The sequence below is a fragment of the Ruminococcus sp. AM26-12LB genome, from assembly GCF_003480785.1.
GTDB lineage: Bacteria > Bacillota > Clostridia > Lachnospirales > Lachnospiraceae > Blautia_A > Blautia_A fusiformis.
Genome location: NZ_QUJX01000014.1, coordinates 1 through 23820, shown reverse-complemented (window position 1 = coordinate 23820; position 23820 = coordinate 1). Strand labels below are relative to the sequence as shown.

General features: G+C 45.3%; 26 protein-coding genes and 1 tRNA gene. 3 read left to right on the top strand and 24 right to left on the bottom strand.

Annotation, left to right across the window (positions count from 1 at the left end; translation table 11 throughout):
- Positions 1 to 241: 241 nt before the first annotated feature.
- The 23 genes from tnpB to DW694_RS11395 all read right to left on the bottom strand — a co-directional run bounded on the left by tnpB (position 242) and on the right by DW694_RS11395 (position 20915).
- Positions 242 to 601, bottom strand: a complete 360-nt coding sequence (tnpB, locus tag DW694_RS11510) for an IS66 family insertion sequence element accessory protein TnpB (protein WP_118368676.1) — start codon at positions 599 to 601, stop codon at positions 242 to 244.
- Positions 591 to 977: a hypothetical protein gene (locus DW694_RS11505; protein WP_059085448.1), complete on the bottom strand. Its 387-nt coding sequence runs from the start codon at positions 975 to 977 to the stop codon at positions 591 to 593. Before DW694_RS11505 ends, tnpB begins: the two co-directional genes overlap by 11 nt.
- Positions 978 to 1553: 576 nt before the next feature.
- Positions 1554 to 1853, bottom strand: coding sequence for a hypothetical protein (locus DW694_RS11500; RefSeq protein WP_110104167.1), 300 nt, complete (start codon positions 1851 to 1853; stop codon positions 1554 to 1556).
- Between the two features lie 379 nt (positions 1854 to 2232).
- Entirely contained in the window at positions 2233 to 3180 is a 948-nt protein-coding gene (locus tag DW694_RS11490; protein ID WP_110104168.1) for a DUF4868 domain-containing protein, read from the bottom strand.
- Positions 3177 to 3776, bottom strand: coding sequence for a hypothetical protein (locus DW694_RS11485; protein WP_110104169.1), 600 nt, complete (start codon positions 3774 to 3776; stop codon positions 3177 to 3179). Before DW694_RS11485 ends, DW694_RS11490 begins: the two co-directional genes overlap by 4 nt.
- 19 nt (positions 3777 to 3795) lie before the next feature.
- On the bottom strand, positions 3796 to 4452 hold the full coding sequence (locus DW694_RS11480; RefSeq protein WP_181968255.1) for a phospholipase D-like domain-containing protein: 657 nt from the start codon (positions 4450 to 4452) through the stop codon (positions 3796 to 3798).
- A complete protein-coding gene (locus tag DW694_RS11475) occupies positions 4434 to 4847 on the bottom strand; it encodes a Zn-binding domain-containing protein (protein WP_227574366.1) in 414 nt (137 codons plus the stop codon). Before DW694_RS11475 ends, DW694_RS11480 begins: the two co-directional genes overlap by 19 nt.
- Positions 4837 to 5208, bottom strand: coding sequence for a reverse transcriptase domain-containing protein (locus DW694_RS11470; protein ID WP_270406463.1), 372 nt, complete (start codon positions 5206 to 5208; stop codon positions 4837 to 4839). The genes DW694_RS11475 and DW694_RS11470 overlap by 11 nt, the downstream gene beginning before the upstream one ends.
- A gap of 475 nt (positions 5209 to 5683) precedes the next feature.
- The gene (locus DW694_RS11465) at positions 5684 to 6343 is read right to left on the bottom strand and encodes a hypothetical protein (protein WP_110104170.1); all 660 of its coding nucleotides are present in this window, start codon (positions 6341 to 6343) and stop codon (positions 5684 to 5686) included.
- A 109-nt stretch (positions 6344 to 6452) separates the two neighbouring features.
- Positions 6453 to 7469 (bottom strand): O-acetyl-ADP-ribose deacetylase, encoded by a 1017-nt coding sequence (locus tag DW694_RS11460; RefSeq protein WP_110104171.1) that lies wholly within the window; start codon positions 7467 to 7469, stop codon positions 6453 to 6455.
- Positions 7470 to 8084: 615 nt separating this feature from the next.
- Positions 8085 to 8477, bottom strand: a complete 393-nt coding sequence (rpsI, locus tag DW694_RS11455) for a 30S ribosomal protein S9 (RefSeq protein ID WP_110104046.1) — start codon at positions 8475 to 8477, stop codon at positions 8085 to 8087.
- A 16-nt stretch (positions 8478 to 8493) separates the two neighbouring features.
- A complete protein-coding gene (gene rplM, locus DW694_RS11450; RefSeq protein WP_021650595.1) occupies positions 8494 to 8922 on the bottom strand; it encodes a 50S ribosomal protein L13 in 429 nt (142 codons plus the stop codon).
- A gap of 243 nt (positions 8923 to 9165) precedes the next feature.
- Positions 9166 to 9903 carry a tRNA pseudouridine(38-40) synthase TruA gene (truA, locus tag DW694_RS11445; protein ID WP_021650594.1) on the bottom strand — a complete coding sequence of 246 codons (738 nt, stop codon included), beginning with the start codon at positions 9901 to 9903 and terminating at the stop codon, positions 9166 to 9168.
- 157 nt (positions 9904 to 10060) lie between these two features.
- Positions 10061 to 10864, bottom strand: coding sequence for an energy-coupling factor transporter transmembrane component T (locus DW694_RS11440; protein ID WP_015527359.1), 804 nt, complete (start codon positions 10862 to 10864; stop codon positions 10061 to 10063).
- On the bottom strand, positions 10861 to 11748 hold the full coding sequence (locus DW694_RS11435; protein ID WP_110104047.1) for an energy-coupling factor transporter ATPase: 888 nt from the start codon (positions 11746 to 11748) through the stop codon (positions 10861 to 10863). Before DW694_RS11435 ends, DW694_RS11440 begins: the two co-directional genes overlap by 4 nt.
- On the bottom strand, positions 11733 to 12584 hold the full coding sequence (locus DW694_RS11430) for an energy-coupling factor transporter ATPase (protein ID WP_015527361.1): 852 nt from the start codon (positions 12582 to 12584) through the stop codon (positions 11733 to 11735). Before DW694_RS11430 ends, DW694_RS11435 begins: the two co-directional genes overlap by 16 nt.
- 14 nt (positions 12585 to 12598) lie before the next feature.
- The gene (gene yihA, locus DW694_RS11425) at positions 12599 to 13210 is read right to left on the bottom strand and encodes a ribosome biogenesis GTP-binding protein YihA/YsxC (RefSeq protein ID WP_015527362.1); all 612 of its coding nucleotides are present in this window, start codon (positions 13208 to 13210) and stop codon (positions 12599 to 12601) included.
- Between the two features lie 69 nt (positions 13211 to 13279).
- Positions 13280 to 15592: an endopeptidase La gene (lon, locus tag DW694_RS11420; protein WP_092068692.1), complete on the bottom strand. Its 2313-nt coding sequence runs from the start codon at positions 15590 to 15592 to the stop codon at positions 13280 to 13282.
- Positions 15593 to 15609: 17 nt separating this feature from the next.
- Positions 15610 to 16923, bottom strand: coding sequence for an ATP-dependent Clp protease ATP-binding subunit ClpX (gene clpX / locus DW694_RS11415; RefSeq protein ID WP_022426169.1), 1314 nt, complete (start codon positions 16921 to 16923; stop codon positions 15610 to 15612).
- Positions 16924 to 17034: 111 nt separating this feature from the next.
- Positions 17035 to 17616, bottom strand: coding sequence for an ATP-dependent Clp endopeptidase proteolytic subunit ClpP (gene clpP / locus DW694_RS11410; protein ID WP_015527365.1), 582 nt, complete (start codon positions 17614 to 17616; stop codon positions 17035 to 17037).
- Between the two features lie 24 nt (positions 17617 to 17640).
- Positions 17641 to 18927, bottom strand: a complete 1287-nt coding sequence (gene tig, locus DW694_RS11405; protein WP_021650587.1) for a trigger factor — start codon at positions 18925 to 18927, stop codon at positions 17641 to 17643.
- Positions 18928 to 19083: 156 nt separating this feature from the next.
- Positions 19084 to 20364, bottom strand: a complete 1281-nt coding sequence (locus DW694_RS11400; RefSeq protein WP_118753034.1) for an InlB B-repeat-containing protein — start codon at positions 20362 to 20364, stop codon at positions 19084 to 19086.
- Entirely contained in the window at positions 20361 to 20915 is a 555-nt protein-coding gene (locus DW694_RS11395; protein WP_330697409.1) for a DJ-1 family glyoxalase III, read from the bottom strand. The genes DW694_RS11400 and DW694_RS11395 overlap by 4 nt, the downstream gene beginning before the upstream one ends.
- A gap of 185 nt (positions 20916 to 21100) precedes the next feature.
- Here DW694_RS11395 and DW694_RS11390 point away from each other — a divergent pair, with 185 nt between their 5' ends.
- The 3 genes from DW694_RS11390 (at position 21101) to proC (ending at position 22557) form a co-directional block, all read left to right on the top strand.
- A complete protein-coding gene (locus DW694_RS11390) occupies positions 21101 to 21565 on the top strand; it encodes a CYTH domain-containing protein (protein WP_118753033.1) in 465 nt (154 codons plus the stop codon).
- A gap of 58 nt (positions 21566 to 21623) precedes the next feature.
- Positions 21624 to 21694, top strand: a tRNA-Gly gene (locus tag DW694_RS11385).
- Between the two features lie 68 nt (positions 21695 to 21762).
- On the top strand, positions 21763 to 22557 hold the full coding sequence (gene proC / locus DW694_RS11380; RefSeq protein WP_114002234.1) for a pyrroline-5-carboxylate reductase: 795 nt from the start codon (positions 21763 to 21765) through the stop codon (positions 22555 to 22557).
- Positions 22558 to 22647: 90 nt separating this feature from the next.
- Here proC and DW694_RS11375 read toward each other — a convergent pair whose 3' ends face one another.
- Positions 22648 to 23670 (bottom strand): aminotransferase class I/II-fold pyridoxal phosphate-dependent enzyme, encoded by a 1023-nt coding sequence (locus DW694_RS11375; RefSeq protein WP_022426165.1) that lies wholly within the window; start codon positions 23668 to 23670, stop codon positions 22648 to 22650.
- Positions 23671 to 23820: the final 150 nt, after the last annotated feature.

Below are 23820 nucleotides of genomic sequence, written 5' to 3'. Positions count from 1 at the left end.
AAAAGCGAATCAGGCAGACAGGGTATTCGTCATTTTTACTAATAGATGAATACTATGAAAAACTCAAAAAACTATTAGTTTTTCGGGCTTTTCAGAGTACTTATCCACAAGCCCTGCAAAGGGGCCTGAAAGTACTCCTGAATAAATGAAGGCAGCGGAATTATGAAAAGTGGATAACTCTTTTTCGGGACTTATGATGATTGGAAGATGTTTTTTTATTTTCTCTGTTTTGCACAGGATCTTATAAGATCTTATCCGGTCTGACTTCCTGGATCGGATGGCGTGCAACAATTTCCAGTCCCTGCATGAGATATTGGTACTGCTCTGGGGTGATCTCCAATGCTTCTTCTTTTGTGCGGGGCCAGTTGAATGCACCCAACTCCAGTTTTTTGTATAGAAGCAGGAAGCCGTCGCCTTCCCAGACCAGCCCTTTGATGCGGTCAGTACGTCTTCCGCAGAACAGGAACAGAATATCTTTTTGATACGGATCCAGCTGAAAATTGAACTTGATAATGGATGCAAGCCCCTCCATACCACGTCTCAGATCTGTGTAGCCGGTAGCGAGATAGATCCTGCGGAACCCGGAAGCATCATTCAGCATGAAAGATATCTCCGATACGTGACAGGAGTTCTGCTGAAACGGAATTGGATATCTCTACAGAGACCGGTCCTTTTCGGAGGATGATATCCGGATGGAATCCATTTCTGACAGACTCCTGTTTTATTGGAATGCTGATCTCTGCGAACGAAATCTTTTGTGGGCTGGTTTCATCTGCCGGGTCTGTGATAACCGAAAGGTCCTTTGATGTCGAAGCAGCAAAAGCTTCTTTTCTGAGAATCCTTTGCCAGTAAAAGAATTGTTTGTCTGAGATCCCATTAGCCCGGCACCATTCAGTTTTATTCATACCGCTGTTCAAACATTCATTCATGATCTGGGTCCAATGTTCAATGCGGACCTGACGTGTGATCTTATCCATAAGATCCTCCTTTAAAAAACTTTTAGTTTTACAAAGGGATTATCTCATGGTTTTAGGTGAAAAGCACGGTACTAACTATTTACCGTATACTTTCTTTCTTGTTTATAATGAGAAAGAAAGAAAAAGAAAGGAAAGGCAACCTTTTCAAATCTGGATCGAACTGACAGAAGAGATTATCCAGAGGATGCAATCAGAGAATCTTTACTGAACAGCATTGTTCACCGTGATTACTCTTTCAGCGGAAGCAATCTGGTTAATGTCTATGAGGATAGAATCGAATTTGTCTCTCTTGGAGGTCTTGTATCCGGTCTGGAACTGGAATCCATTTTCCTGGGTGTTTCATAATCGAGAAATCCGAACCTTGCGGCTGTCTTCTCCAGGATGAGATTGATTGAAAGTTATGGCACAGAAATCGAAAAAATTGAATGTGCATATAAGAATTGACCATCCCCGCCAGAGTTTGAAACGGCAAAAGGTGTTTTCCGCGTAACACTTCCCAACAGGAATGAGCAGCCGGAAACGAATGTCCGGATATCTGATAAAGCGGACAAAGATATTTCACTGAATGAACAGAAATTACTCATTCTTCAATATACACTGGAAAACGGCAGTGTTACAAGAAAAGAAGTTGAAGATTTGATTGGTGCAGAAACAACAAAGGCTTTCCGGTTGCTTAAGGAACTTTGCAAAGCTGGCAAACTTGAGCAAAAAGGAAGCGGCAGGTTGAGCACCTACATTTCCAAATAAAATCATTGTACAAAGGAATATCTCGGCAATGAAATCAACTTTATGAGCTAGGTAAAAAATAAACTGTCTGAATCCCATGCTATGCACAGAACTCAGGCCGTTTAGCTTTTGTTCATCTTCCCATCTCATTTCCAACTCGTCCAAAAGCGAATGCCTTTTAGATTTTCTTCGCAATCGTAGACAGCTCCGAAAAAGAGCCTCATGACGGTGAAGAAAAAATCCAGAGCTGTGTTTCTTTCCACTTAGCCTTCGTTAGTTTCTTTCTGTCCCGAACACACCTTTTACCTGAATTCTGAAATCCAGCTTGTTGTTGGTCAATCCCTGCATGAGCTACACATTCTTATATCTGGGCAGGAAGATTGGACTGATAGACTGAATATCTTGCTCATTAATACAATGAGCCGTCATGAACTTTTTCGTCATATGGGGCTTTATATCTGACAGTACCTGTGACATAGAATCCTTTTTTTCTTCTATCACTCATCTATATTTTCCTATCATTGGTCAGTCAGTGACTTGCTCCCACTGGGCCCAAAAGCATTTTGCTGGAGCTGTCATATTCTTTTCCAGTGAGTTCAGACCGAACAATATCATCATTCAACATTTTAATAAATGCCGCTGCCTCTTTTTGTGAAGAAATCACAATATGATCTTCTTCAAACTTGAACATAGTTTTGTAGCGAGAATGCTTTTTCAGATTCTCTAACAAATCGTTCTTTTTCATCTGCAAAACAGGCGAATTTTTTGCCTTTAATAACTTCTTTGCATTTGTCAACTTACTTTTATTTTCAAACGCAACAAACTTTTCAAGGCTATCTACAATATCCAGATCGCGAATAATCTCAATCGTCTTCTGTGCCCCCGCTCGTATGTATTGCTCAAATCCAAAAAATCTCTGCATAAGATCCATTTTTGCCGTAACAACACTTGAAGAAAAGATAATTACATCTGCTCGTGAATCTATCTGCACAATATCGCTATCAATTTCATCGTATGTATCACCAACAAATAGGGCTATAACATTTTTACTTCGATCAATTCTTGATACAGAGTATATATGTTGATAAACCCAAAAGTACTTGTCATTCAAATTGATTCTAAAAAGAAATCCAGACAGTTTATTTCTATCGCTTTCCGAGTAGTACTCCGTACGCTTTTCAGCATCATCAAGAAAAATAAAGGGTCTATAGTTCTCTATCAGACTAATCTCATAAAATTCTTTCTTATTGTCTGCAATATTTTCTGATGTATCAAATTCGGCATCATCTGCAAGATAGGTACAATTGATAAAACCTGCCACCTTATCTTTTGTGCTAGAAAGCAACTTATCTGTTGCTCTGATTTTTTTGGTTTGGTATCCACTTTCATCGCGTAGGCAGGCATATATCTCAATACCGCAAACTGAACCAGAAAACATTATCGACTTAATCGATGCCTGAATTTCTTCCTTGGTCATTTGTTCATCTCCTTCATGTAGAGGACTGTATCATTAATCACTTTATATTCTACTGTACTAGGATTTTTTAAAAACCTGCCTTTAACTACAGCCAAACAAATTTCATTATTAAAGTCAGGATTGCTCTTAAAAGTAATCTCATAGACTCGGTATCCTAAAATTGCCAATACAGGATTCGCATAGTACAAATGTGTTTTGCTTAGCAGCGCACACATCATAACCACAATGATAAGGAATGTTACCGCTCCTTGAATCGTTCCTACATCATCAATCAAAAGCGGGATAATCATTGTCATAAAGAAATTCAAACTTGCGTCCTCTTTTTCTACGAAGGAAGAAAGCTGATACCCTTGTTTCTTATCAGTCCATCTAAAGGCTGTAAAAGAAATAAAAGATATGATTGCTGCTAAAATCCATGTAGCACATAACAAAAACACAACAATCAGCACATTATTAAGGCGAACAAATTCTCCCCAATATGACTGATTTTCAGCAAGTTCGCTGACGGGGGTAAATTTGAAATTGCGTACAATAGTCAAAAAAGCCAATGGACTCAATGATTGCAGCATTAACTTATGTTTCAAGCTTAAATTCATTGGCACACCTCCATAAAGCTTACAGTTCAACAAATATCCTTTTGAATACCAGTGAAGTAAATATATCCTCTACTTGTTTAGCCAATTCTTTCGAATGAATCCGTGCCCCCAGCTCGATATTTCCTTCCTGTCCATGATATGAAAGGTTTGCAGATGTAATCAGCGTATCCGTTTGATCAACAGAAATTACCTTTGCATGAAGAGCAGACATTTTATCTTCCTGTTTTGGATAGTTATAAATTCGCAGAAATTTTCCCTTATAGCAGCATAAACGGTCAAAGGCCTTCTGACTCTCAATGTCATTCACAAAAAATTTCACGAGAACGCCTTCTTGGCTCTTTTGAATTACACAATCGACTAACTCGGCAAAATAATCCGAGAGGGAGTACCCAGTAATTAGAATGCTCTTCCTAGCTCCCATAAGCATTTCTCTTACGGTAACCTTTGTCGGTTTTGTTTTCAACGCAAAAGAAGGTGGCGCTGTAACAACTAATTCAGCGCTATCATCGTTACTTTGGGCAGTCGCTGAAACCATAGCAAGAATTTCATGAGCTTCTTTTTCAGAAAGAGATGGATATCTCTTTTGAATGGCTCTAATAGACTCATTTCCACCAGATATAGCATCTGTGAGAATTTTGTTTAACAAAATATCTAAGCTTATACTTCCAGTTGACATAGTTCTTCCACCAAAGTTTTAAAATAAGACTGATTTTCTCTTCCGTCAATAGGCACAATTAGTCCGCGATCCAACATGCGATTTCCATTCTCGCAAGCTGTTTCTGAGATCATACAGCAGGAATGGCACGCCGCGCCATTTGAATTATTACCAGCAGGCACATTGTTAAGGCATTCCGGATCATTTGTGCAAACCAGTGCTTCCTGGAAAGCGTCTTTCATCAAAACAATAAGCTGATCAATATTTCCTAATTCTACAAGTCCACCAAGTGAGCCTTCTTTATCGGCACTTCCGGTATAGAGCAACACGCCAGACATATCATCCCCAAAATAAATACGCTCACGAATAGCGGATGAAGAGTACCCCGAGGACATTGACATCTGCTTAATCAACAACCGAAAGTGGGCCACCCTGAGGTGCACCCGTGATAGTCGCTTTTTCCAGTCCTTTTTCCATTACTCCTGCTTTCAGATATTTCCGAATCAGATTTAATGTGGTACTATCGTTTACTTGCTCTCTTAGTATCTGAATTAACTTATCGTGATTTACCCTGTCGAAAAACTGTTCAATATCAATATCTACTACCCATTCATAGCCACTGTTCAGATAGCAGAGGGCCTGTCTGATTGCATCATGACAGCTTCTTCCTGGTCTGAATCCATAGCTGTCTTCACTAAATATTTCTTCATAAATATCAGATATTGGCTGAGCAATTGCCTGTTGGATAGTTCTATCCCATGCTGTAGGGATTCCCAACGGACGTTGTTTTCCATTGTCTTTCGGAATGTATACTCTCCGTACTGGCTTCGGCATATAAGTTGTACTATAAATCGTTTCAGTCCTTCGGCTTTTGCCTACTATGACATCATCTGACTCCCTCTCCAAACCTTTTCCGACCATACCTTTCAGTATGTGAGTAGGGTCTCCCGAGGTAAGACACTAATCTTTCATCCCACAACCTCTTGATTTACAACTTCGGTATACGTTTACCATTAGGGCTTCGGTTTGCCTTGCAACCTTACCCACCTAATCGCCTTATCAAGTTTCTGTACGTAGGCTCAAGGATTTTGCTATACCACTTCCTCCATCCATACCATTACTGATACCGACTTGTGGTTCGCTACACTTGGCGGTAAATACCCGTGACTGGACTTGCACCAATATGATTAGTACCATGCTCGGCGCACAAGAAAAAACCGGAGTGAATCATCACCCCGGCTTCAAAAAATATTTACTTGTGCTTGCAACCTCCACGCTTTTTGTAGTCCTCGTCTATACGCTTTTTCCAATCTGCACTCAGCGGAGCACTGCACCGGACAGAGCTGATTGCTTCGCTGACCACTTCATAATTCAACGCGGTTCCTTCACTGTCGCACTGATAGTTGACTGCACGATCTGCACCGATTCCGAACTGGCTTGCAGTCTCTACTGCGTCAATATTGGCACCAAGGAACAAAAACTCCCAACCGTATTTCGCTTTCTGCCGCTCGATCATCTGCTTCACTTTTTCGCTGTTGTACCGGCGGCTGGCATTTTCCATTCCGTCCGTAGTGATTACGAACATGGTATGTTCCGGCACGTCCTCCGGCCTTGCGTACTTATGAACATTTCCAATGTGATGAATCGCACCGCCGATGGCATCTAAGAGTGCTGTGCATCCGCGAACCGTGTAGTCACGGTCAGTCATCGGTCGGATATCCTTTACATTTACACGGTCGTGCAGGACTTCGCTCACATTGTCAAACAGCACCGTTGAGATCAGTGCTTCGCCCTCTGCTTTTTTCTGCTGCTCAATCATGGAATTGAATCCGCCGATGGTATCCCGTTCCAATCCGCTCATGGAACCGCTGCGGTCTAAGATAAAAACGATCTCTGTTAAATTTTTTCTCATATGCTTGTCCTCCCAAAAGATTATGGCTGCTCGGTTTCGTACCTTACAGCCATAATATAGCGATTTTCTTTTGTGAAGTGGTCGCATAGAAAACGACATTTCTTTGTCCTTATGCCCCGATCAGGCTCTGGTCAAAAGCAAACAATGCCTCGTTGATTTCATACACATTGTAGTTTCCCCGTTCGACAAAATATTCTACAATGATATCGAATTTGCTCGAATGGGAAAGGGTAAATCCTGCCTTGCCGAGCATCTCCTGCATCTGGGCAAGCGGCAACTCCAAAGCGAGAGCAAATGCCAGCACTGTTGGTTTGGATGGCTTATAGAATTTATCAGAGCGAATTTTGGAAAAGAGCTTCCGGTCAATGTTTGCCTTCTTGTAGCACTGAACATCCGTCATGCCGCTTTCGTCAATCTTCCGCAGCAGCATTTCCGAAAAGCTCTCATCAATCTGCCCCAGTGCCTCCTCCAGAGATTGACTGCTGCAAGATTTACAGATTGCTTCGGACGGCAGCGGGGCAGATGCAGCTTCAAAGCAGGATTCCTCTGACAACGCTTCAAGCCGCCGTCTCTGTTCTACTCGACTGTCGGTATGTTCATCCACATACCAGTCATCTATGTACGCCGCGATATCAGCAAACAGTTTTCCGCTAATCTGATATGCCTTCTTATCAAAGATAACGATGTAGACCATCATCTCATTTTCCAGCAAGAATGCACTGATGGTATCGACTGCAACCTTCAGAGCCTGGTCTTTTGGATAGCCATAGATGCCGGAGGAAATCAGCGGAAAAGCCACCGCCTGACAGCCATTTTCTTTTGCCAGGTTCAAAGATGTCCGATAACAGGATTCCAGAAGCTGTTGTTCCTGATGCTTGCCATCTCGCCAGCGCGGGCCGACTGCATGAATCACATATTTGCAGGGCAGGCGATATCCCTTTGTGATTTTTGCGCTGCCAGTCTCGCAGCCATGCAGCGTACTGCATTCTGCAAGCAGTTCCGGTCCGGCGGCACGATGAATGCAGCCGTCCACACCACCGCCGCCCAAAAGAGAAGTGTTGGCAGCATTGACGATTGCGTCAACGCGCATTTTTGTAATATCGTTTCTGATAATCTGTAACGGCATGAAGCATACCTCCCAGTCGTCCGATCAGAGTCCTTGTCTGATCAAATATCTATTAAAGTGTCTCATACATTGCTTTCAATTTTTTTCGGCGCTACACCGTTCCTGCAAATACACTGCCATAAAGGGCAAATATATTTGCTTCCCGTCCATATTGTTCTATGCTATAATACTATTGTTGTCCAACCGAAACCCGGCAACGGGAGGAGGTGAACCTCATGGAATTTATTATTTCTTTCTTTGTCTCCTGCATGGCTGGTGTAGCCTGCCACTACATCATCAAATGGTTAGACGGCGACAAGTAAGGACAGCACTGACCTAGTGGTTTCTTGTCCACTATAAAAAATAAGAAGAAGCCCTCAGTATTCGCGGTACTGGGGGCTTCATTCTTTTTGTCCTCATGGACTTATTATTTCTTTTGCCTACTGGCATTATATCATACGCAATTTTTCTTTGCAATATACTCAATATATTTTTTAAGGTGTTTTGTGCGCTACGTGTGTTCTACACTTCAAAATCGCCCACTTTTTTAGAAAATTCAAGAACTTTCAGGCATAAAAAAACCCCGGAAAATCAAAGATTTCCGAGGTTTTGATAAATTTCCGTATTCGATTGGAATTATCGCTTGCTGAACTGCGGAGCGCGACGAGCTGCTTTGAGACCGTATTTCTTACGCTCTTTCATACGTGGATCACGTGTAAGGAATCCAGCAGCTTTAAGAGCTGGTCTGTAGTCTTTGTCTGCCTCAAGGAGTGCTCTGGAAAGACCATGACGGATTGCTCCAGCCTGTCCTGTGTATCCACCGCCGTGAACATTAACGATCACGTCGAATTTACCCTCTGTCTCTGTTAAAGCCAGTGGCTGACGAACGATAACCTTCAGAGTCTCAAGTCCGAAGTACTCATCGATGTCTCTTTTATTGATAGTGACTTTACCTGTTCCAGGTACCAGGTAAACTCTTGCGATTGATTTCTTTCTTCTTCCTGTTCCGTAGAATTTTGCGCTAGCCAATGTTTTCTACCTCCTATTAAAATGTTAAAACTTCAGGCTTCTGAGCCTCATGTTTGTGCTCTGGTCCTGCGTATACGAAAAGTTTCTTGTTCATAGCTCTTCCAAGAGGTCCTTTCGGAAGCATTCCCTTAACTGCGAGCTCGATAACCTTCTCAGGTTTCTTTGCTAACATTTCTTTTAATGTGGTTTCTTTCATTCCACCAACATAGTCGGAGTGGTTATAATAAATCTTCTGCTCAAGCTTCTTGCCTGTAACTTTGATCTTATCAGCGTTTACAACGATTACATAATCTCCTGTGTCAACGTGCGGTGTAAACTGAGGTTTGTTCTTTCCTCTTAAAACACTTGCAACACCGGATGCCAGACGTCCCAGAGTGCAACCCTCTGCGTCAACTACATACCATTTTCTTTCGATTTTATCCGGATTAGCCATATAAGTCTGCATGGTCCTACCTCCTGTTATTTATCAACGATAATGTTTCTCAAACCGCGGTACTTCCGCGAAAAAAAGTAAATGGAAACGCGGGTGCAAAATAAATCGCGGAAATGTCCGAAACCGCTGATAAAATGCCGTCGCCGGGGCTATTGGCTCAAGCATCTTCGCACTACGTCACATTGAGTTATTATATTATAAGGCACCTTGCCTGTCAACTGTTTTTTCTTGTAATTTTCAACAAAATTCCTGTTTTCAGAAAAACTCGATTCCCATCAGCGTCAACCCCTGAGCCGGAGCTGTGGGGCCTGCTGCCCCGCGGTCACAGGCTTTCAGGATCTTATCCATGCGTTCCGGCGGATACTGCCCGTTTCCGATCTCGATCAGGGTTCCGGAAATGATACGCACCATATTGTAAAGGAAACCTGTTCCTGAAATGCGGATGGTCACCATGTCACCATCTCTCCACACGTCCATGGAGGTCACGGTACGGATGGTGGTCTTCACCTGTGCGCCGGAGCCGCAGAAGCTGGCAAAATCATGGCGTCCGATCAGATAAGATGTTGCTTCCTTCATCTTATCCACATCCAGTTTATAATGGTAAAAATAAGAGTACAAACGCTCCGTTGGCACCGGAAACCGCCGGTTCAGGATACGATATTCATATGTTTTTTCACTGTCACAGTAACGGGGATGAAAATCCGGCTCCACCTCCTCAGAAAGCTGGATACGGATATCCTCCGGAAGTCTCTGGTTCAGTGCATAGGAAAATTTTTCCCCGGGGATCCTGGATTCGGTATCAAACACCGCCACATTTCCAAGAGCGTGCACTCCTGCATCTGTACGGCTGGCACCGATGGTCTCGATTTTTTCCCCAAGCAGCTCACTTAAGGTATCGTTTAAAACGCCCTGAATGGTGATTCCATTTGGCTGTGTCTGCCAGCCTGAGTACTTGGTTCCATCATAAGCTACAACAAGTCCTACTCGTTTCATAAAATATATTCCCTCCTGATACAGACATCCCTGCAGTACTTTCTATCCCAAAACAGACATACCGTCCTGCAAAATGCCTGCCTGATCCGATTACAGTTCCGCTGTGCAAAATGCAACGCTTCGGACCGTTCCATGTCTGAGTACCGGCAGGATTTGGCTACAGTCCCGCCACACGGAATGCAACACCCACCGCAAGATATGCCACAAGGATCCCATAGGCCGCATAATCTCTTTTTTCATAATGCAGCGGCTTCATTTGAGTTCTGTGCTCTCCACCATGGTAACACCTTGCTTCCATGGCCATTGCCAGATCATTGGCGCGACGGAACGCCGAAATAAACAGCGGCACAAGAAGGGGTACCATATTTTTCGCCTTCTGGATCAGGTTTCCGTTTTCGAAATCTGCACCTCTGGCGATCTGTGCCTTCATGATCTTATCCGTCTCCTCCAGAAGGATCGGGATAAAGCGAAGGGCAATGGACATCATCATGGCGATCTCATGTACCGGCACCCGGATCTTGTTCAGCGGACGGAGCAGTCTCTCCAGACCATCTGTCAGCTGATTCGGCGTGGTAGTCAATGTCATGATGGAAGATCCGATCACAAGGTAAACAAGACGGATCGCCATTCTTCCTGCAAGAACAAGGCCTTCCCTTGTGACCTTGATGATCCCGAAACGCCACAGCACTTCGCCAGGCGTCAGGATGATATTGAACACAACCGTGATCAGAAGGATCATAACGATAGCCTTCAGACCCTTGAACATGAATTTCACCGGAACCTTGGATATTGCGATCATAGCTACCAGAAATGCTGTTGCCACCGCATATCCGAGAAATGTATGGAACAGGAACACAGAGATCAGAAATCCCAGAGTTCCCAGAAATTTGGTCCGTGGGTCCAGTCTGTGAAGAACGGATTTGGCCGGATAATACTGGCCAATGGTAATATCTCTGATCATTTTTCCGCCCCTCCTTTGTTCAGTAATGGAGAGTTCGCCTGCGCAAGTACGGCAAGGATACTGTCTCTGGCTTCCTCCACCGTTGTGGCATCTGCATCCACATGCAGCCCATGTTCCTTCAGCGCATGCATGATATAAGTGATCTGCGGTGCGGCAAGTCCCATGGTTTCCAGTTCCTTATAATGGGAAAAAACCTTCTTCGGCTCATCATCAAATACAGCTTCTCCGTGATTCATAACAATGAGGCGCTCCACGTATTTCGCAATATCCTCCATGCTGTGGGAAACCAGAACAATGGTTATCCCTCGCACCTTATGAAGCTCTGCGATCTGATCCAGGATATCATCCCTGCCCTTCGGGTCAAGCCCTGCTGTGGGCTCGTCCAGGATCAGAATCTTCGGGTTCATGGCAAGAACCCCTGCAATAGCTACTCTTTTTTTCTGGCCTCCGGAAAGCTCAAAGGGTGATTTCTTGAAATTGGACTCTTTTACTCCAACCTGAGTCAGCGCCTGCTTCGCTTCTTTCTCTGCTTCTTCCCTGGAAAGTCCCTGATTCATAGGTCCGAAACATACATCCGAGATCACATCATTTTCAAACAGCTGATGCTCCGGGTACTGGAACACCAGACCAACCTCGCTGCGGAGCTGTTTCCGGTCATATTTCTCAGCCCACACATCTTCTCCGTTATACAGAACCTGGCCGGATGTTGGCTGTACCAGCGCATTCAGATGCTGGATCAGCGTGGATTTTCCGCTTCCTGTGTGTCCGATGATCCCGATAAACTGGCCGTCCGGGATCACAAGGCTGACATCCTTCAGCGCATGGCTCTCATAGGCTGTCCCGGGGCTGTAGGTATAGGTTACATTTTTTAATTCGATTGACATAATGCGCTCACCAGCTCCTCTGTAGTCAGTATTCCATCCGGAACATCCACGCCGGATTTCTTCAGTTCATATGCAAGAAGTGTTACCTGTGGTACATCCAGTCCATACGCCTTAAGGGTATCCACCTGGGAAAAAATCTCTTTGGGATTTCCCTGCATCACAACATTTCCGCTGTCCATGACATAAACACGGTCAGCATGGATCACTTCCTCCATGTAATGGGTGATCAGAATGACTGTTACCTTTTCCTTACGGTTCAGCTCCCGCACTGCCTCCAGGACTTCCTTTCTTCCGTTAGGATCCAGCATGGCGGTAGGCTCATCCAGAATGATGCACCGCGGGCGCATGGCCATCACGCCTGCAATAGCCACTCTCTGCTTCTGCCCTCCGGAAAGCTTGTTTGGGGACTGATAACGATAGGCTGTCATACCGACTTTTTCCAGGCTGTCATTCACCCGTTTCCAGATATCATCTGTAGGAACTCCCATATTTTCCGGACCAAAGCCTACATCCTCTTCCACAACGGTTCCTATGATCTGGTTATCCGGATTCTGAAATACCATTCCTGCCTTCTGGCGTACCTTCCAGAGTTTGGTCTCTCTGGCGGTATCGATCCCGTCCACCAGCATCGTTCCCTCTGTTGGGATCAGAAGCGCATTCATATGCTTCGCCAGTGTGGATTTTCCGGATCCGTTATGTCCCAGAACTGCCACAAATTCTCCTGCTTTAATGTCCAGGTTCACATCATTGACTGCACGCTGCATGTCTACCACATTGCCGTCATCATCGTATCTCTGATAGTCAAATCCCAGCTTAAGCGCCTTGATAATTCCCATCTTTTCTGCTCTCCTTAATCCTCTGTAGCTGCCGGTTCACCAAGGCCGGTCAACTCATCGATCAGTGCCCATATCTCGTCTCTTCCCTGCTTCGTCTCCGCAGAAAACGGAAGGATCTTTCCCTCTTTCGGAAGGCCTAGTCCGATGCGGATCTCCTTCAGGCTTTTTGCCACCTGGCTGCGTTTCAGCTTGTCAAGCTTGGTCGCGATGATCACCGGCTCATATCCGTTGTGACAGATCCAGTCATACATCTGCTTGTCATTGGCGGAAGGCTTGTGGCGGATATCCACCAGGAGAAAAACCGCACGGAGCTCTTTGGAATTATGAAGATAGCCCTCGATCATTTTTCCCCATTTTTCCTTCTCTGCCGCAGAGACCTTGGCGTAGCCGTAGCCCGGCAGGTCTACGAGATACATTGCTTCATTAATATTATAAAAATTGATTGTCTGTGTTTTTCCCGGTTGTGCGCTGGTTCTTGCCAGGGCCTTGCGGTTCATCAGACCATTGATCAGGGAGGATTTCCCTACATTTGATTTTCCCGCAAAAGCTACCTCCGGCCTTCCTGTGTCCGGGATCTTGCTTGTGATGCCGCAGACGATATCCAGCGATACGTTTTTGATTACCATTCGTTATTCCTCCCTTTTCTTTTAAAAGCCCTGTCCTGAAGGTCAGGGCAGGGTTTTTCTGTTTTTTGTTTATGCAAGAGCTTCACCGAGAACTTCTTTCATGTTATCCACAAACCGGATATTCAGTCCCTGGATGATCTCTCTGTCCATCTCCTCGATATCCGGACGATTTTTCTCCGGAACAAGGACTTCCTTGATCCTGGCATATTTAGCTGCAAGCAGCTTCTCTTTCAGTCCGCCGATCGGAAGCACACGGCCTCTTAAGGTGATCTCACCGGTCATGGCAAGATCCGCACGCACCGGTTTTTCGATAATTGCAGACAGCATGGCAGTTGCCATGGTAATACCGGCAGACGGGCCATCCTTCGGAACGGCACCCTCCGGAATATGTACATGCATATCATGCTTCTGGAAAAATTCCGGATCGATCTCATATTGGTCAGAAACCGAACGGATATAGCTGATACCTGCCTGTGCAGATTCCTTCATCACATCTCCAAGCTGTCCGGTGAGAAGCAGCTCGCCTTTTCCGGGCATGATATTGACTTCGATCTGCAGGGTATCACCGCCTACCTGTGTCCATGCAAGACCGCGGGCGATCCCGATCTCATCCTTCTCATTGGCCATTAGATAGTTATATCGTTCTTTGCCAAGGAATCTGGAAATATTTCGGGATGTGACAACTACCTTATCCTTACCCTCTTCCATGATAGCACGTGCAGTTTTTCTGCAGATACGTCCGATGCTTCTCTCCAGAGAACGGACTCCTGCTTCCTTGGTATAATTGTTGATCAGCTTGCCAAGAGCTGCCGGCTGGATCACCAGCTTGCCTTCCGGAATACCGTTGATCTCCATCTGCTTCGGGATCAGATGTTCCCTTGCGATATGTTCCTTCTCATTTTCCGTATATCCCGGGATTTCCATCAGCTCCATACGGTCAAGAAGAGGTCTCGGGATTCCCTGAACATCATTTGCAGTGGCAATAAACAGTACCTCGGAAAGATCCTGGGGAATCTCCACATAGTGATCATTGAACTTACTGTTCTGCTCCGGATCCAGAACCTCCAGAAGTGCTGCGGAGGTATCTCCTTTATAATCGCTGCTGGTCTTGTCGATCTCATCAAGAAGCATCAGCGGGTTGCTGACTCCGGCTTCCTTCAGTGCGACTGTGATCCTTCCTGGCATGGCACCGACGTAAGTCTTTCTGTGGCCACGGATCTCAGCCTCATCACGGACACCTCCAAGACAGATGCGGACGTATTTCTTGTTCATGGCCTCTGCCACAGAACGTGCAATGGAAGTTTTTCCGGTTCCCGGAGGTCCCACCAGACAGAGGATCGGACTCTTTCCCTTGTGGGTCAGCTTACGTACAGCAAGGAATTCCATGATACGTTCTTTGACCTCTTTCAGTCCGTAATGACCCTCTTCCAAAACCTTCCATGCGTTCTCAAGATCCTCGGAATCCTCGGATTTCTTATTCCACGGAAGTGCAAGAACGGTTTCCAGATAGCCTCTCTGCACCGTTGCCTCTGCAGCACTGGCTGCCATTCCTTTAAAACGGCTGATCTCCTTGGAAATCTTCTCTTTTACTTCATCAGATGCATCCAGCTCCTTCAGCTGTTTTTTAAATTCATCGATATCATCAGCAGTATTCTCCTCGCCCAGCTCCTCACGGATGGTTTTCAGCTGTTCCCGGAGGATATACTCTCTCTGATTCTTGTCGATATGGGATTTCACCTTGCGCTGAAGATCTTTAGTGATATGGATCACCTCGATCTCGCTGCCAAGAAGCGCTCCAAGGATCTCATAACGGTCATTCAAAGACACTGCTTCCAGAAGCTTCTGCTTGTTCTGATACGCCATCGGAAGATTTACTGCGATCTGGTCGATGGTTTCCTGCACATCTTCGATGTTCATGATCTGGGTTACCAGATCCTTGCTTACTTTTCCGCTTTCTCTGCAATATCTCTGAAAAAGCTCCCGGATGCTGCGAAGCATGGCGTCCTTTACCGGTTCCGGGTAATCCTCTTCCTGTGCCGTAACGATCTCGCATTCCGCCTTCAGATATGGTTCCTCCTGCTCCAGGCCCAGAACCTCTGCCCTGTCCAGTCCCTCTACCAGAACCCGGTAAAGATCCTGCGGAAGCTTCACCACCTGCTTGATATAAGCGACGGTTCCTACCTGATACAGATCCGTAAGTTCCGGTATTTCCACCTCAGGATCCTTCTGTGTCAGCAGAAAGATCTTCTGGTCATGGAGCATGGCTGCTTCCACGGCACGGATAGATTTCTCCCTGCTCACATCAAAGTGTACGATCATATCCGGAAGGACTGTAGTCCCACGGAGAGCGATCATTGGCAATATATTGACCTGATTTGTCATTTATGTCATTCCCTTCATCAAGCTGTTTCCGGCTTGCCTTTCTTTCTCGAACGGGATGTTTTGCGTCCTGCTTTTTTTGCAGGAGCCTTGGCCTCCCCGTGGATGATCTCCGGCTCTCCGGTTCCCTCCACTGCCTCTTTTGTGACGATACACTTACGGATGGTGTCGTCCGATGGTGTCTTGTACATCAGATCCATCAGGGTATGCTCCATGATGGCACGAAGTCCTCTGGCACCTGTTTTTCTCTCAAGAGATTTCCGGGCAACTGTCTCAAGTGCTTCATCCTGGAACTCAAGCTGCACGCCATCCAGCTCAAAAAGCTTGTCGTACTGTTTTGTGAGGGAATTCTTAGGCTCCTTCAGAATACGGATCAGTGCTTCTTCATCCAGAGAATCCAAGGTTACCACGACCGGAACTCGTCCGATAAACTCCGGGATCAGACCGAATTTAATAAAGTCCTCCGGCATAACCTCCTTCAGAACTTCGCCCACATTGCGGTCTTCCTTCTCGGAAACCTCTGCTCCGAAACCAATGGATTTGGTATCCTGTCTTGCCTCGATGATCTTCTCCAGTCCGTCAAAGGCACCACCGCAAATGAACAGGATGTTTGTAGTATCGATCTGGATAAATTCCTGATGAGGATGCTTTCTTCCTCCCTGAGGAGGTACGCTTGCAACGGTTCCTTCCAGAATTTTCAGAAGTGCCTGCTGTACGCCCTCACCAGACACATCTCTGGTGATGGAGGTATTCTCGGATTTTCTTGTGATCTTATCGATCTCATCGATATAGATGATTCCGTACTGGGCACGCTCAATATCGTAATCGGCTGCCTGAATGATCTTCAGAAGAATGTTCTCAACATCCTCGCCAACATAGCCTGCCTCTGTGAGAGTAGTGGCATCTGCGATGGCAAAAGGAACATTCAGCAGTCTTGCCAGTGTCTGTGCAAGAAGTGTCTTACCGGAACCGGTCGGACCAAGCATCAGGATATTGCTCTTCTGCAGCTCCACGTCCAGGTTTCTTGAAGCAAGAATCCTCTTGTAATGATTGTAAACAGCTACGGAAAGTGCCTTCTTGGCATCATCCTGTCCGATCACATACTCATCCAGGATACTGTGGATCTCTTCCGGTTTCAGAAGGTTGATCCCTGTTTCATAATCTGCCTCATGATCATACATACTGAATTCTTCTTCCATGATCTCGGAGCAGATCCCGATACATTCATCACAAATATATGCTCCATCCGGACCTGCGATCAGCTTGCGTACCTGATCTTCAGTCTTATGGCAAAAGGAGCATCTTACCTTTCCTTCTTTTACTTTATCTGCCATATCTTTTTGTTTCCTTTCTAAGCGTAAATGTCCGTCTCTCGCAGACATTTAAAATTCCTTTTTAAAGCAAGATAAGACTCCTGTGTCTTTACAGGAGTCTTTTCTTACGCATTATTTGTGGATCACAACACCGTCGATCAGGCCGTATGCCTTAGCTTCTTCCGCTGTCATATAGTTGTCACGGTCAGTATCTTTTTCCACAATCTCAAGAGGCTGTCCGGTATTCGCAGAAAGAATCTCGTTCAGCTTCTTTTTGGTTTTTGCGATCTGGTCAGCTACGATCTGGATCTCTGTAGCCTGCCCCTGTGCACCGCCTGATGGCTGATGGATCATGATCGTCGAATTCGGCAGTGCATATCTCTTGCCTTTGGCACCGGAGGACAGGAGGAAAGCTCCCATGCTGGCTGCCATTCCAAGGCAGATCGTAGATACATCGCACTTGATATACTGCATTGTATCATAAATTGCCATTCCGGCAGTTACAGAACCACCCGGGCTGTTAATATAAAGCTGGATATCCTTGGAAGGATCTTCTGCTTCCAGGAAGAGAAGCTGCGCAACGATCAGGTTCGCACTGACATCGTTTACCTCTTCTCCAAGGAAAATGATTCGGTCCTTAAGAAGTCTTGAATAGATATCATAACTTCTTTCTCCTCTGCTGGTCTGCTCAATGACGTAAGGTACTAAACTCATTTTGCCCTCCATTTCCGAGGTTTATTACGCCTCTACAGCTGCATCGGCAACTAATGTAACAGCTTTCTGAACAGCCATATCTTTCTTCATCTGCTCCATCTCGTTCTCACCGATGAGATCTTTTAATTTGTCTGCTTCCATCTTGTACATCTCTGCCATCTTGGAGATCTCTTCGTTAACCTCTTCCTCTGTTGGCTGGATGTTCTCTACCTCAGCGATCTTCTCAAGAACAAGTCTTGTCTGGATTCTCTTAAGAGCCTGTGGCTTCATGTCTTCCATCATCTTGTCAACGCTCTGGCCTGTGAACTGGAAGTACTGCTCCATGGAAAGACCCTGGGACTGCATTCTTCTTGCGAAATCGTCAAGCATCTGACGTGTCTGTGTCTCGATCATTGCCTCCGGAATATCCATCTGTGCATTCTCGATCACTTTATCTACTGCTGCATCTTCTTTTGCACGACGTGCATCTTCTGCTTTCTTCTCTGTCAGGTTCTTCTTAACGTCTTCCTTGTACTCAGCAAGTGTATCAAACTCAGATACATCCTTAGCAAAGTCATCGTCAAGCTCCGGAAGCTCTTTTGCTTCGATCTTCTTAACATCGCACTGGAATACAGCTTCTTTGCCAGCCAGCTCTTTTGCCTGATACTCCTCCGGGAATGTAACCTTAACTTCTACGTGATCACCTGTGTTAGCACCAACAAGCTGCTCCTCGAATCCCGGGATGAAGGTGTTGGAACCAAGTGTCAGCGGATAGTCTGTTCCTTTACCGCCCTCGAATGCCTCACCATCTACGAATCCCTCGAAATCGATAGTTGCTGTATCGCCGTTCTGTGCTGCACGATCCTCAACTGTGATGGTTCTGGAGTTTTTCTCCTGCTCTTTCTTAATCTCAGCCTCAACTTCCTCGTCTGTTACCTCTGTCTCAGACTTCGGAACCTCAAGTCCTTTATAGTCACCAAGAGTTACCTCTGGTTTAGTAGCTACTTCTGCTGTAAAGATAAATGGTTTGCCAGGCTCAACCTGTGTTACATCGATCTTAGGCTGGGAAACGATCTCAAGATCACACTCAGCAAGTGCTTTGCTGTAATGCTCAGGGATCAGAGCGTTTGCAGCGTCCTCAAGGAATACTCCCTTTCCGTACATCTGCTCGATCATTTTTCTTGGAGCTTTTCCTTTACGGAATCCCGGAATAGAAATTCTGCCTTTTGCTTTCTGATATGCATTCTGCATTGCTTTGTCAAGATCCTCGGCGGAAACCTCGATTGTAAGTTTCGCCATGTTTTTCTCCATTTTCTCCACCTGTAAACTCATGTTTCTTGTTCCTCCTTAATCATATCGAGTAAATACCTTATATAAAATAGTTAACACTCGCATTATATATTTACAGTCATTTCTGTAGTATAGCATAACCACTGTAAAAACGCCAGTATTTTTTTCAGTTTTCCATATGCCCCCACAGGGCATTTCTCAGCTGCCCACGTCCTCAATGTTAAAGTAATTTTCTGTCTTTCTTATGTTGTTAAGACAAAATGTAAAAATCCTTTTATAAGTTTTAGGCGTATAATGAACACCATCGTCTGTACCGTCTCCCGTATTGGATACAGTACCATATCCGGTCCGCATCAGATAACTGTAAACATCAATATAGTGGTACTGACTTCCAAGCTCACCGGCAAGACCGCTGTTAAAAGTCCGGACATCCTCACATTTACGATTCTTGGTACTTCCCTTTTCCCCTCCATTGATCGGATTCACAGACATATAATACAGACTGCAGTTTTTCATGGAAAGCTTTGTTCCCAGCTTTTTCATATAAGACACGTACTGTGAGAGTCTATCATTCAGATCCTGTTTTCCGTTAATATCTCTGAGATCATTGATACCATGATTAAACACCACTGCGATCTTTGCGTATTTTTCATTTTTACGATATTTTTCTATTTCTTTCAAAAGAGCCTGTGCGCCCGTTGACTTCAGCCAGCCCAGTTCCGTATTAGAACGGCATACAAAGCTGACATGGCTGTCCACATACTCCTTTCCAAACTGTTCGTACAATACCTTCTGAAGACCATATGTCCTGGAATCTCCCACAAAGATGATCCTTTCGTAATTCTCAGGATAATGAAAGCTGTTCCTGACCAAATTCGGTTCCTGATACCGCCAGAATCTCACCGCATAGAGATGCATGGTTCCACTGACTGTGATCACCTGTCCGGCTTCATACCTTGGTGCGGTCTTCTGACCTGCCCTGGTAGACCATCCAAGGAATGTATAATTCTCTTCATTGGCCATCACCGGTAGTTTCAGTTTTCCGCTTGGAGCCTGGATGATCTTGTAGATATCTCCGTCATTCCTGTGCAGGATCAGTTTGGGATTGTTCTTCTTTTTTATCACTGCATAAAACGTTACATTTCTTTTTACAAAATATTTTTTTCCCGGCTTATATCTTGCCTCCGCTCCTCCTTTTTTCAGAGACCATCCTTCTGCCTGATATCCTGCTGGGACCTGCGGCACTTTGGGAATCGTGATCATGGAACCATATTTCTGTTTCTTTTCCAATTTTTTATATATAGCAGAGGAGGCTCCTCCGCCTGACCTGAAAGATACGGAATACACTTTTTTGCAAGCATTCCCGAATGTATCATCCGACCAGTCAAAGCCGGCAGCTGACACCAAATTTCCTGTGGCTGTCATCAGTATAACAAGAAGCGCCACTACCCACAGGACCTGTTTCATCTCTTTTTTCATGCTCTTACATACACCACCGATTCAGCGATCTCTTCTGCCTTTGCGCTTCCCTCCAGCTGTCCGATCAGGGAAAGGCTGAAATCGATGGCTGTTCCAAGGCCTCTGCTGGTAGTTACATTTCCATCTACCACTACAGGCTCCAGAGATGTTCTGGCACTTTTAAGCTGTTCCATAACAGATGGGTACGATGTAGCATTTCTGCCTTTCAGGAATCCAAGTCTCTCGAATACACCTGGTGCCGCACAGATAGCTGCTACCTTGCCGCCATTCTGATAGAAATCTGTCAGAAGCTCAGTCAGCGGTTTATATTCCTCCAGATATTTTGTTCCCGGCATTCCTCCCGGAATTACAAGCATATCCGCATCGGAAAAATCACATTCTCCAAAGGTACGGTCTGTAAGAAGATCGATTCCATGAGAGGTTCTGATCTCTTTTGTCTCTTTGATAGATACTGTCTGGATGTCGATCCCGGCTCTTCTCATCAGATCTACCACGGTCAGTCCTTCAATATCTTCAAAACCATCTGCGAAAAAAATATATACTTTACTCATGATCCTGTTCATCCTTTCTTTTATAAAATCCATAAATATTTTCTGTATTCCCCATTCCCTTCCATAATGCTTTTTCCATCTGAAAATGTCAAGAAATTTCAACAGATATGCCATTGCAAATCCTGTTTTTTTCCTGTAGACTGAACATAATATCTTTTCATTTCACAAACCCGGAGGTTTTTTATATGGAGATCGAACGTAAATTTCTGATCCGGAAGGATGACCTTCCGCAGGATCTGGTTTCTTATCCTTGCCACAGAATCGAGCAGGGGTATCTTTGCACTTCCCCTGTCGTCCGCATCCGCCGGCAGGATGATGACTATTTTCTTACTTACAAATCCAAGGGTCTCATGAGCCGTGAAGAATATAATCTTCCGCTCACCGCTGAAGCCTATGAGCATCTGAAGCCTAAAGCAGACGGTATCCTCATTACCAAGGACCGCTATGTGATCCCGGAAAAAGACGGACTTTTTATTGAACTGGATGTGTTCCACGGAGAATACGAGGGAGTTCTTCTGGCTGAGGTGGAATTTCCTACAGAGGAAGCCGCCAATGCCTACACTGCGCCGGACTGGTTCGGAGAAGATGTAACTTATTCCACCAGATATCATAACAGTACCATGAGCCAGGGCTGGCAGAGCGATCACTGACTGGTATCGTAAATCGCACTTGTATTTCTTATTTCAGGTGCTATAATTAGTAATGCAGGCAGATATAGTTCATCGGTAGAACATCAGCTTCCCAAGCTGAGGAGGCGGGTTCGATTCCCGTTATCTGCTTTCATTGCCAAAGAGGGCACGCAGTCAGGCGTGTCCTTTTTTATAAATTTCAAGGAGGATTTTTGTTTATGAAGATTGGATTTATCGGATGTGGAAATATGGCCTCTGCCATGATCGGCGGTATTCTCCGTCAGGGGATCTTTTCAAAGGACGAGATCATTGTTTCCAACCTTACAGAAGAAGGCAGAGCGCGCAGTGAAAAAACTCTTGGTGTTGTCACCACTCTGGATAACAATGAAATCGTCCGATCTGCAAAAACTGTCGTTCTTGCAGTAAAGCCGCAGTTTTATGAGGAAGTTCTCACAGAGGTCCACGACAGTCTCACGACAGAGCACACCATCATCGGAATCGCTCCCGGCAAGACTCTTGCATGGCTGGAAGAAAAAGCCGGTCTTCCTCTGAAAGTTGTCCGTTTTATGCCTAATACTCCTGCACAGGTTGGGGCCGGAATGACTGCTGTATGTACCAATGACCGGGTTTCGGAAGACGAACTGGCAGAAATCCTTAAGATCACAGACAGCTTTGGCTGTACCGAAGTGATACCGGAGCGTCTGATGGACGCCGCAGGCGCTGTAGGCGGCTGTTCACCGGCTTATGTGTTTATGTTTATCGAAGCCATGGCAGATGCCGCTGTCAGCCAGGGAATGCCTCGTAAGCAGGCTTATAAATTTGCTTCCCAGACTGTTCTCGGCAGCGCAAAAATGGTTCTGGAAACCGGCAGACACCCGGGAGACCTGAAAGACATGGTCTGCTCACCGGCAGGAACTACCATTGAAGGTGTCCGCACCCTGGAAAAGAGCGGCTTCCGCAGTGCCGTATTCGAAGCGCTTACCGCAGCTGCTGAGAAGGGTAAGAAGTTATAATTTTCGAAAACAAAAACTCCGTGAGGTCTGCATTCACCCGGACCTCACGGAGTTTTTCCATCTCATCTCTTTTATCGTCTGCCGACCGCCCTACAGCAACTCGATCAGCGCGTCAATATCTTCCATTTTTGTTCCCCAGCTTGTGGCAAAACGGATCACTGTATGATCTTCATCATATTTTTCCCAGAAATCAAACTGAACTTCTTTGCCCAGTTCTTCTTTCTTTTTATTTTCCAAAACTACAAACTGCTGGTTCGTGGGAGAATCCAGAAAAAGCTGATATCCTTTTTCCTGAAGGGCTCTTTTCAGCTTCATAGCTGTTTCAATAGCATTTTTGCTGATTCTTGTATACAGATCATCGGTAAACAGTGTGTCAAACTGGATTCCCAGAAGACGGCCTTTTGCCAGAAGGGCTCCCTGCTGCTTCACCATAGTCATAAAGTGCTTCGGAGCTTTTTTCGTAAAGACCACTGCCTCACCGCAGAGTGCTCCTACCTTGGTTCCGCCGATGTAGAACACATCTGTACATCTGGCGATATCCTCAAGTGTCACATCTGCTTCCGGACTTACCAGACCGTAGCCAAGTCTTGCTCCGTCCAAAAACAGAGGAAGCTCGTATTTATGGCATACCTCGGAAATTTCCTCCAGCTCTTTCTTCGTATAAAGTGTTCCGTACTCTGTCGGATGGGAAATATAAACCATTCCCGGAAATACCATATGGTCGTGACTTTCATCCCCATAAAAAGTTTCCACATAATCTGTGATACTTTCTGCTTTGATCTTTCCGTTTTCTGCCGGAAGTGTCAGTACCTTATGTCCTGTATACTCGATTGCTCCGGCCTCATGACAACTTACGTGTCCGGTCTGCGCCGCAAGAACACCTTCATAACGGTTCAGGACAGAACCTATGATCGTGGCATTGGTCTGAGTTCCTCCCACCAGGAAAAACACATCTGCATCCGGGCAACCACAGGCTTTACGGATCTTCTCCTTTGCAGAATCACAGTATTTGTCTGTGCCATAGCCGGAAAGCTTCTCCATATTGGTTTCCAGAAGTTTCTGGAGGATCGCCGGATGCGCTCCCTCGCAGTAATCGTTTACAAAAAATAACATTTTATTTTCTCCTCATCTGTATTTTCATTTTATTTGACCGTCTTCCCCGGAATGATCTTACAGGTGGAAAACGATTTGAATTTACAGGAAATCGCCCCCTTCAATAGGAAGCCCGTTTCTGAAAGAAATTCACAAATCCCCGGTCGAGAT

Coding starts and splice junctions, on each gene's coding strand:
- yihA (WP_015527362.1), bottom strand. CDS start 13,210: ATGGTAATCAAAAACGTATCGCTGGATATCGTCTGCGGCATCACAAGC.
- DW694_RS11430 (WP_015527361.1), bottom strand. CDS start 12,584: ATGGGAATTATCAAGGCGCTTAAGCTGGGATTTGACTATCAGAGATAC.
- DW694_RS11505 (WP_059085448.1), bottom strand. CDS start 977: ATGGATAAGATCACACGTCAGGTCCGCATTGAACATTGGACCCAGATC.
- clpX (WP_022426169.1), bottom strand. CDS start 16,923: ATGGCAGATAAAGTAAAAGAAGGAAAGGTAAGATGCTCCTTTTGCCAT.
- DW694_RS11435 (WP_110104047.1), bottom strand. CDS start 11,748: ATGTCAATCGAATTAAAAAATGTAACCTATACCTACAGCCCCGGGACA.
- DW694_RS11390 (WP_118753033.1), top strand. CDS start 21,101: ATGGAGATCGAACGTAAATTTCTGATCCGGAAGGATGACCTTCCGCAG.
- DW694_RS11375 (WP_022426165.1), bottom strand. CDS start 23,670: ATGTTATTTTTTGTAAACGATTACTGCGAGGGAGCGCATCCGGCGATC.
- clpP (WP_015527365.1), bottom strand. CDS start 17,616: ATGAGTTTAGTACCTTACGTCATTGAGCAGACCAGCAGAGGAGAAAGA.
- DW694_RS11465 (WP_110104170.1), bottom strand. CDS start 6,343: ATGAGAAAAAATTTAACAGAGATCGTTTTTATCTTAGACCGCAGCGGT.
- DW694_RS11395 (WP_330697409.1), bottom strand. CDS start 20,915: ATGAGTAAAGTATATATTTTTTTCGCAGATGGTTTTGAAGATATTGAA.
- DW694_RS11440 (WP_015527359.1), bottom strand. CDS start 10,864: ATGATCAGAGATATTACCATTGGCCAGTATTATCCGGCCAAATCCGTT.
- DW694_RS11460 (WP_110104171.1), bottom strand. CDS start 7,469: ATGCCGTTACAGATTATCAGAAACGATATTACAAAAATGCGCGTTGAC.
- DW694_RS11490 (WP_110104168.1), bottom strand. CDS start 3,180: ATGACCAAGGAAGAAATTCAGGCATCGATTAAGTCGATAATGTTTTCT.
- tnpB (WP_118368676.1), bottom strand. CDS start 601: ATGCTGAATGATGCTTCCGGGTTCCGCAGGATCTATCTCGCTACCGGC.
- rplM (WP_021650595.1), bottom strand. CDS start 8,922: ATGCAGACTTATATGGCTAATCCGGATAAAATCGAAAGAAAATGGTAT.
- tig (WP_021650587.1), bottom strand. CDS start 18,927: ATGAGTTTACAGGTGGAGAAAATGGAGAAAAACATGGCGAAACTTACA.
- truA (WP_021650594.1), bottom strand. CDS start 9,903: ATGAAACGAGTAGGACTTGTTGTAGCTTATGATGGAACCAAGTACTCA.
- DW694_RS11480 (WP_181968255.1), bottom strand. CDS start 4,452: ATGTCAACTGGAAGTATAAGCTTAGATATTTTGTTAAACAAAATTCTC.
- DW694_RS11500 (WP_110104167.1), bottom strand. CDS start 1,853: ATGAGATGGGAAGATGAACAAAAGCTAAACGGCCTGAGTTCTGTGCAT.
- DW694_RS11400 (WP_118753034.1), bottom strand. CDS start 20,364: ATGAAAAAAGAGATGAAACAGGTCCTGTGGGTAGTGGCGCTTCTTGTT.
- proC (WP_114002234.1), top strand. CDS start 21,763: ATGAAGATTGGATTTATCGGATGTGGAAATATGGCCTCTGCCATGATC.
- lon (WP_092068692.1), bottom strand. CDS start 15,592: ATGACAAATCAGGTCAATATATTGCCAATGATCGCTCTCCGTGGGACT.
- DW694_RS11485 (WP_110104169.1), bottom strand. CDS start 3,776: ATGAATTTAAGCTTGAAACATAAGTTAATGCTGCAATCATTGAGTCCA.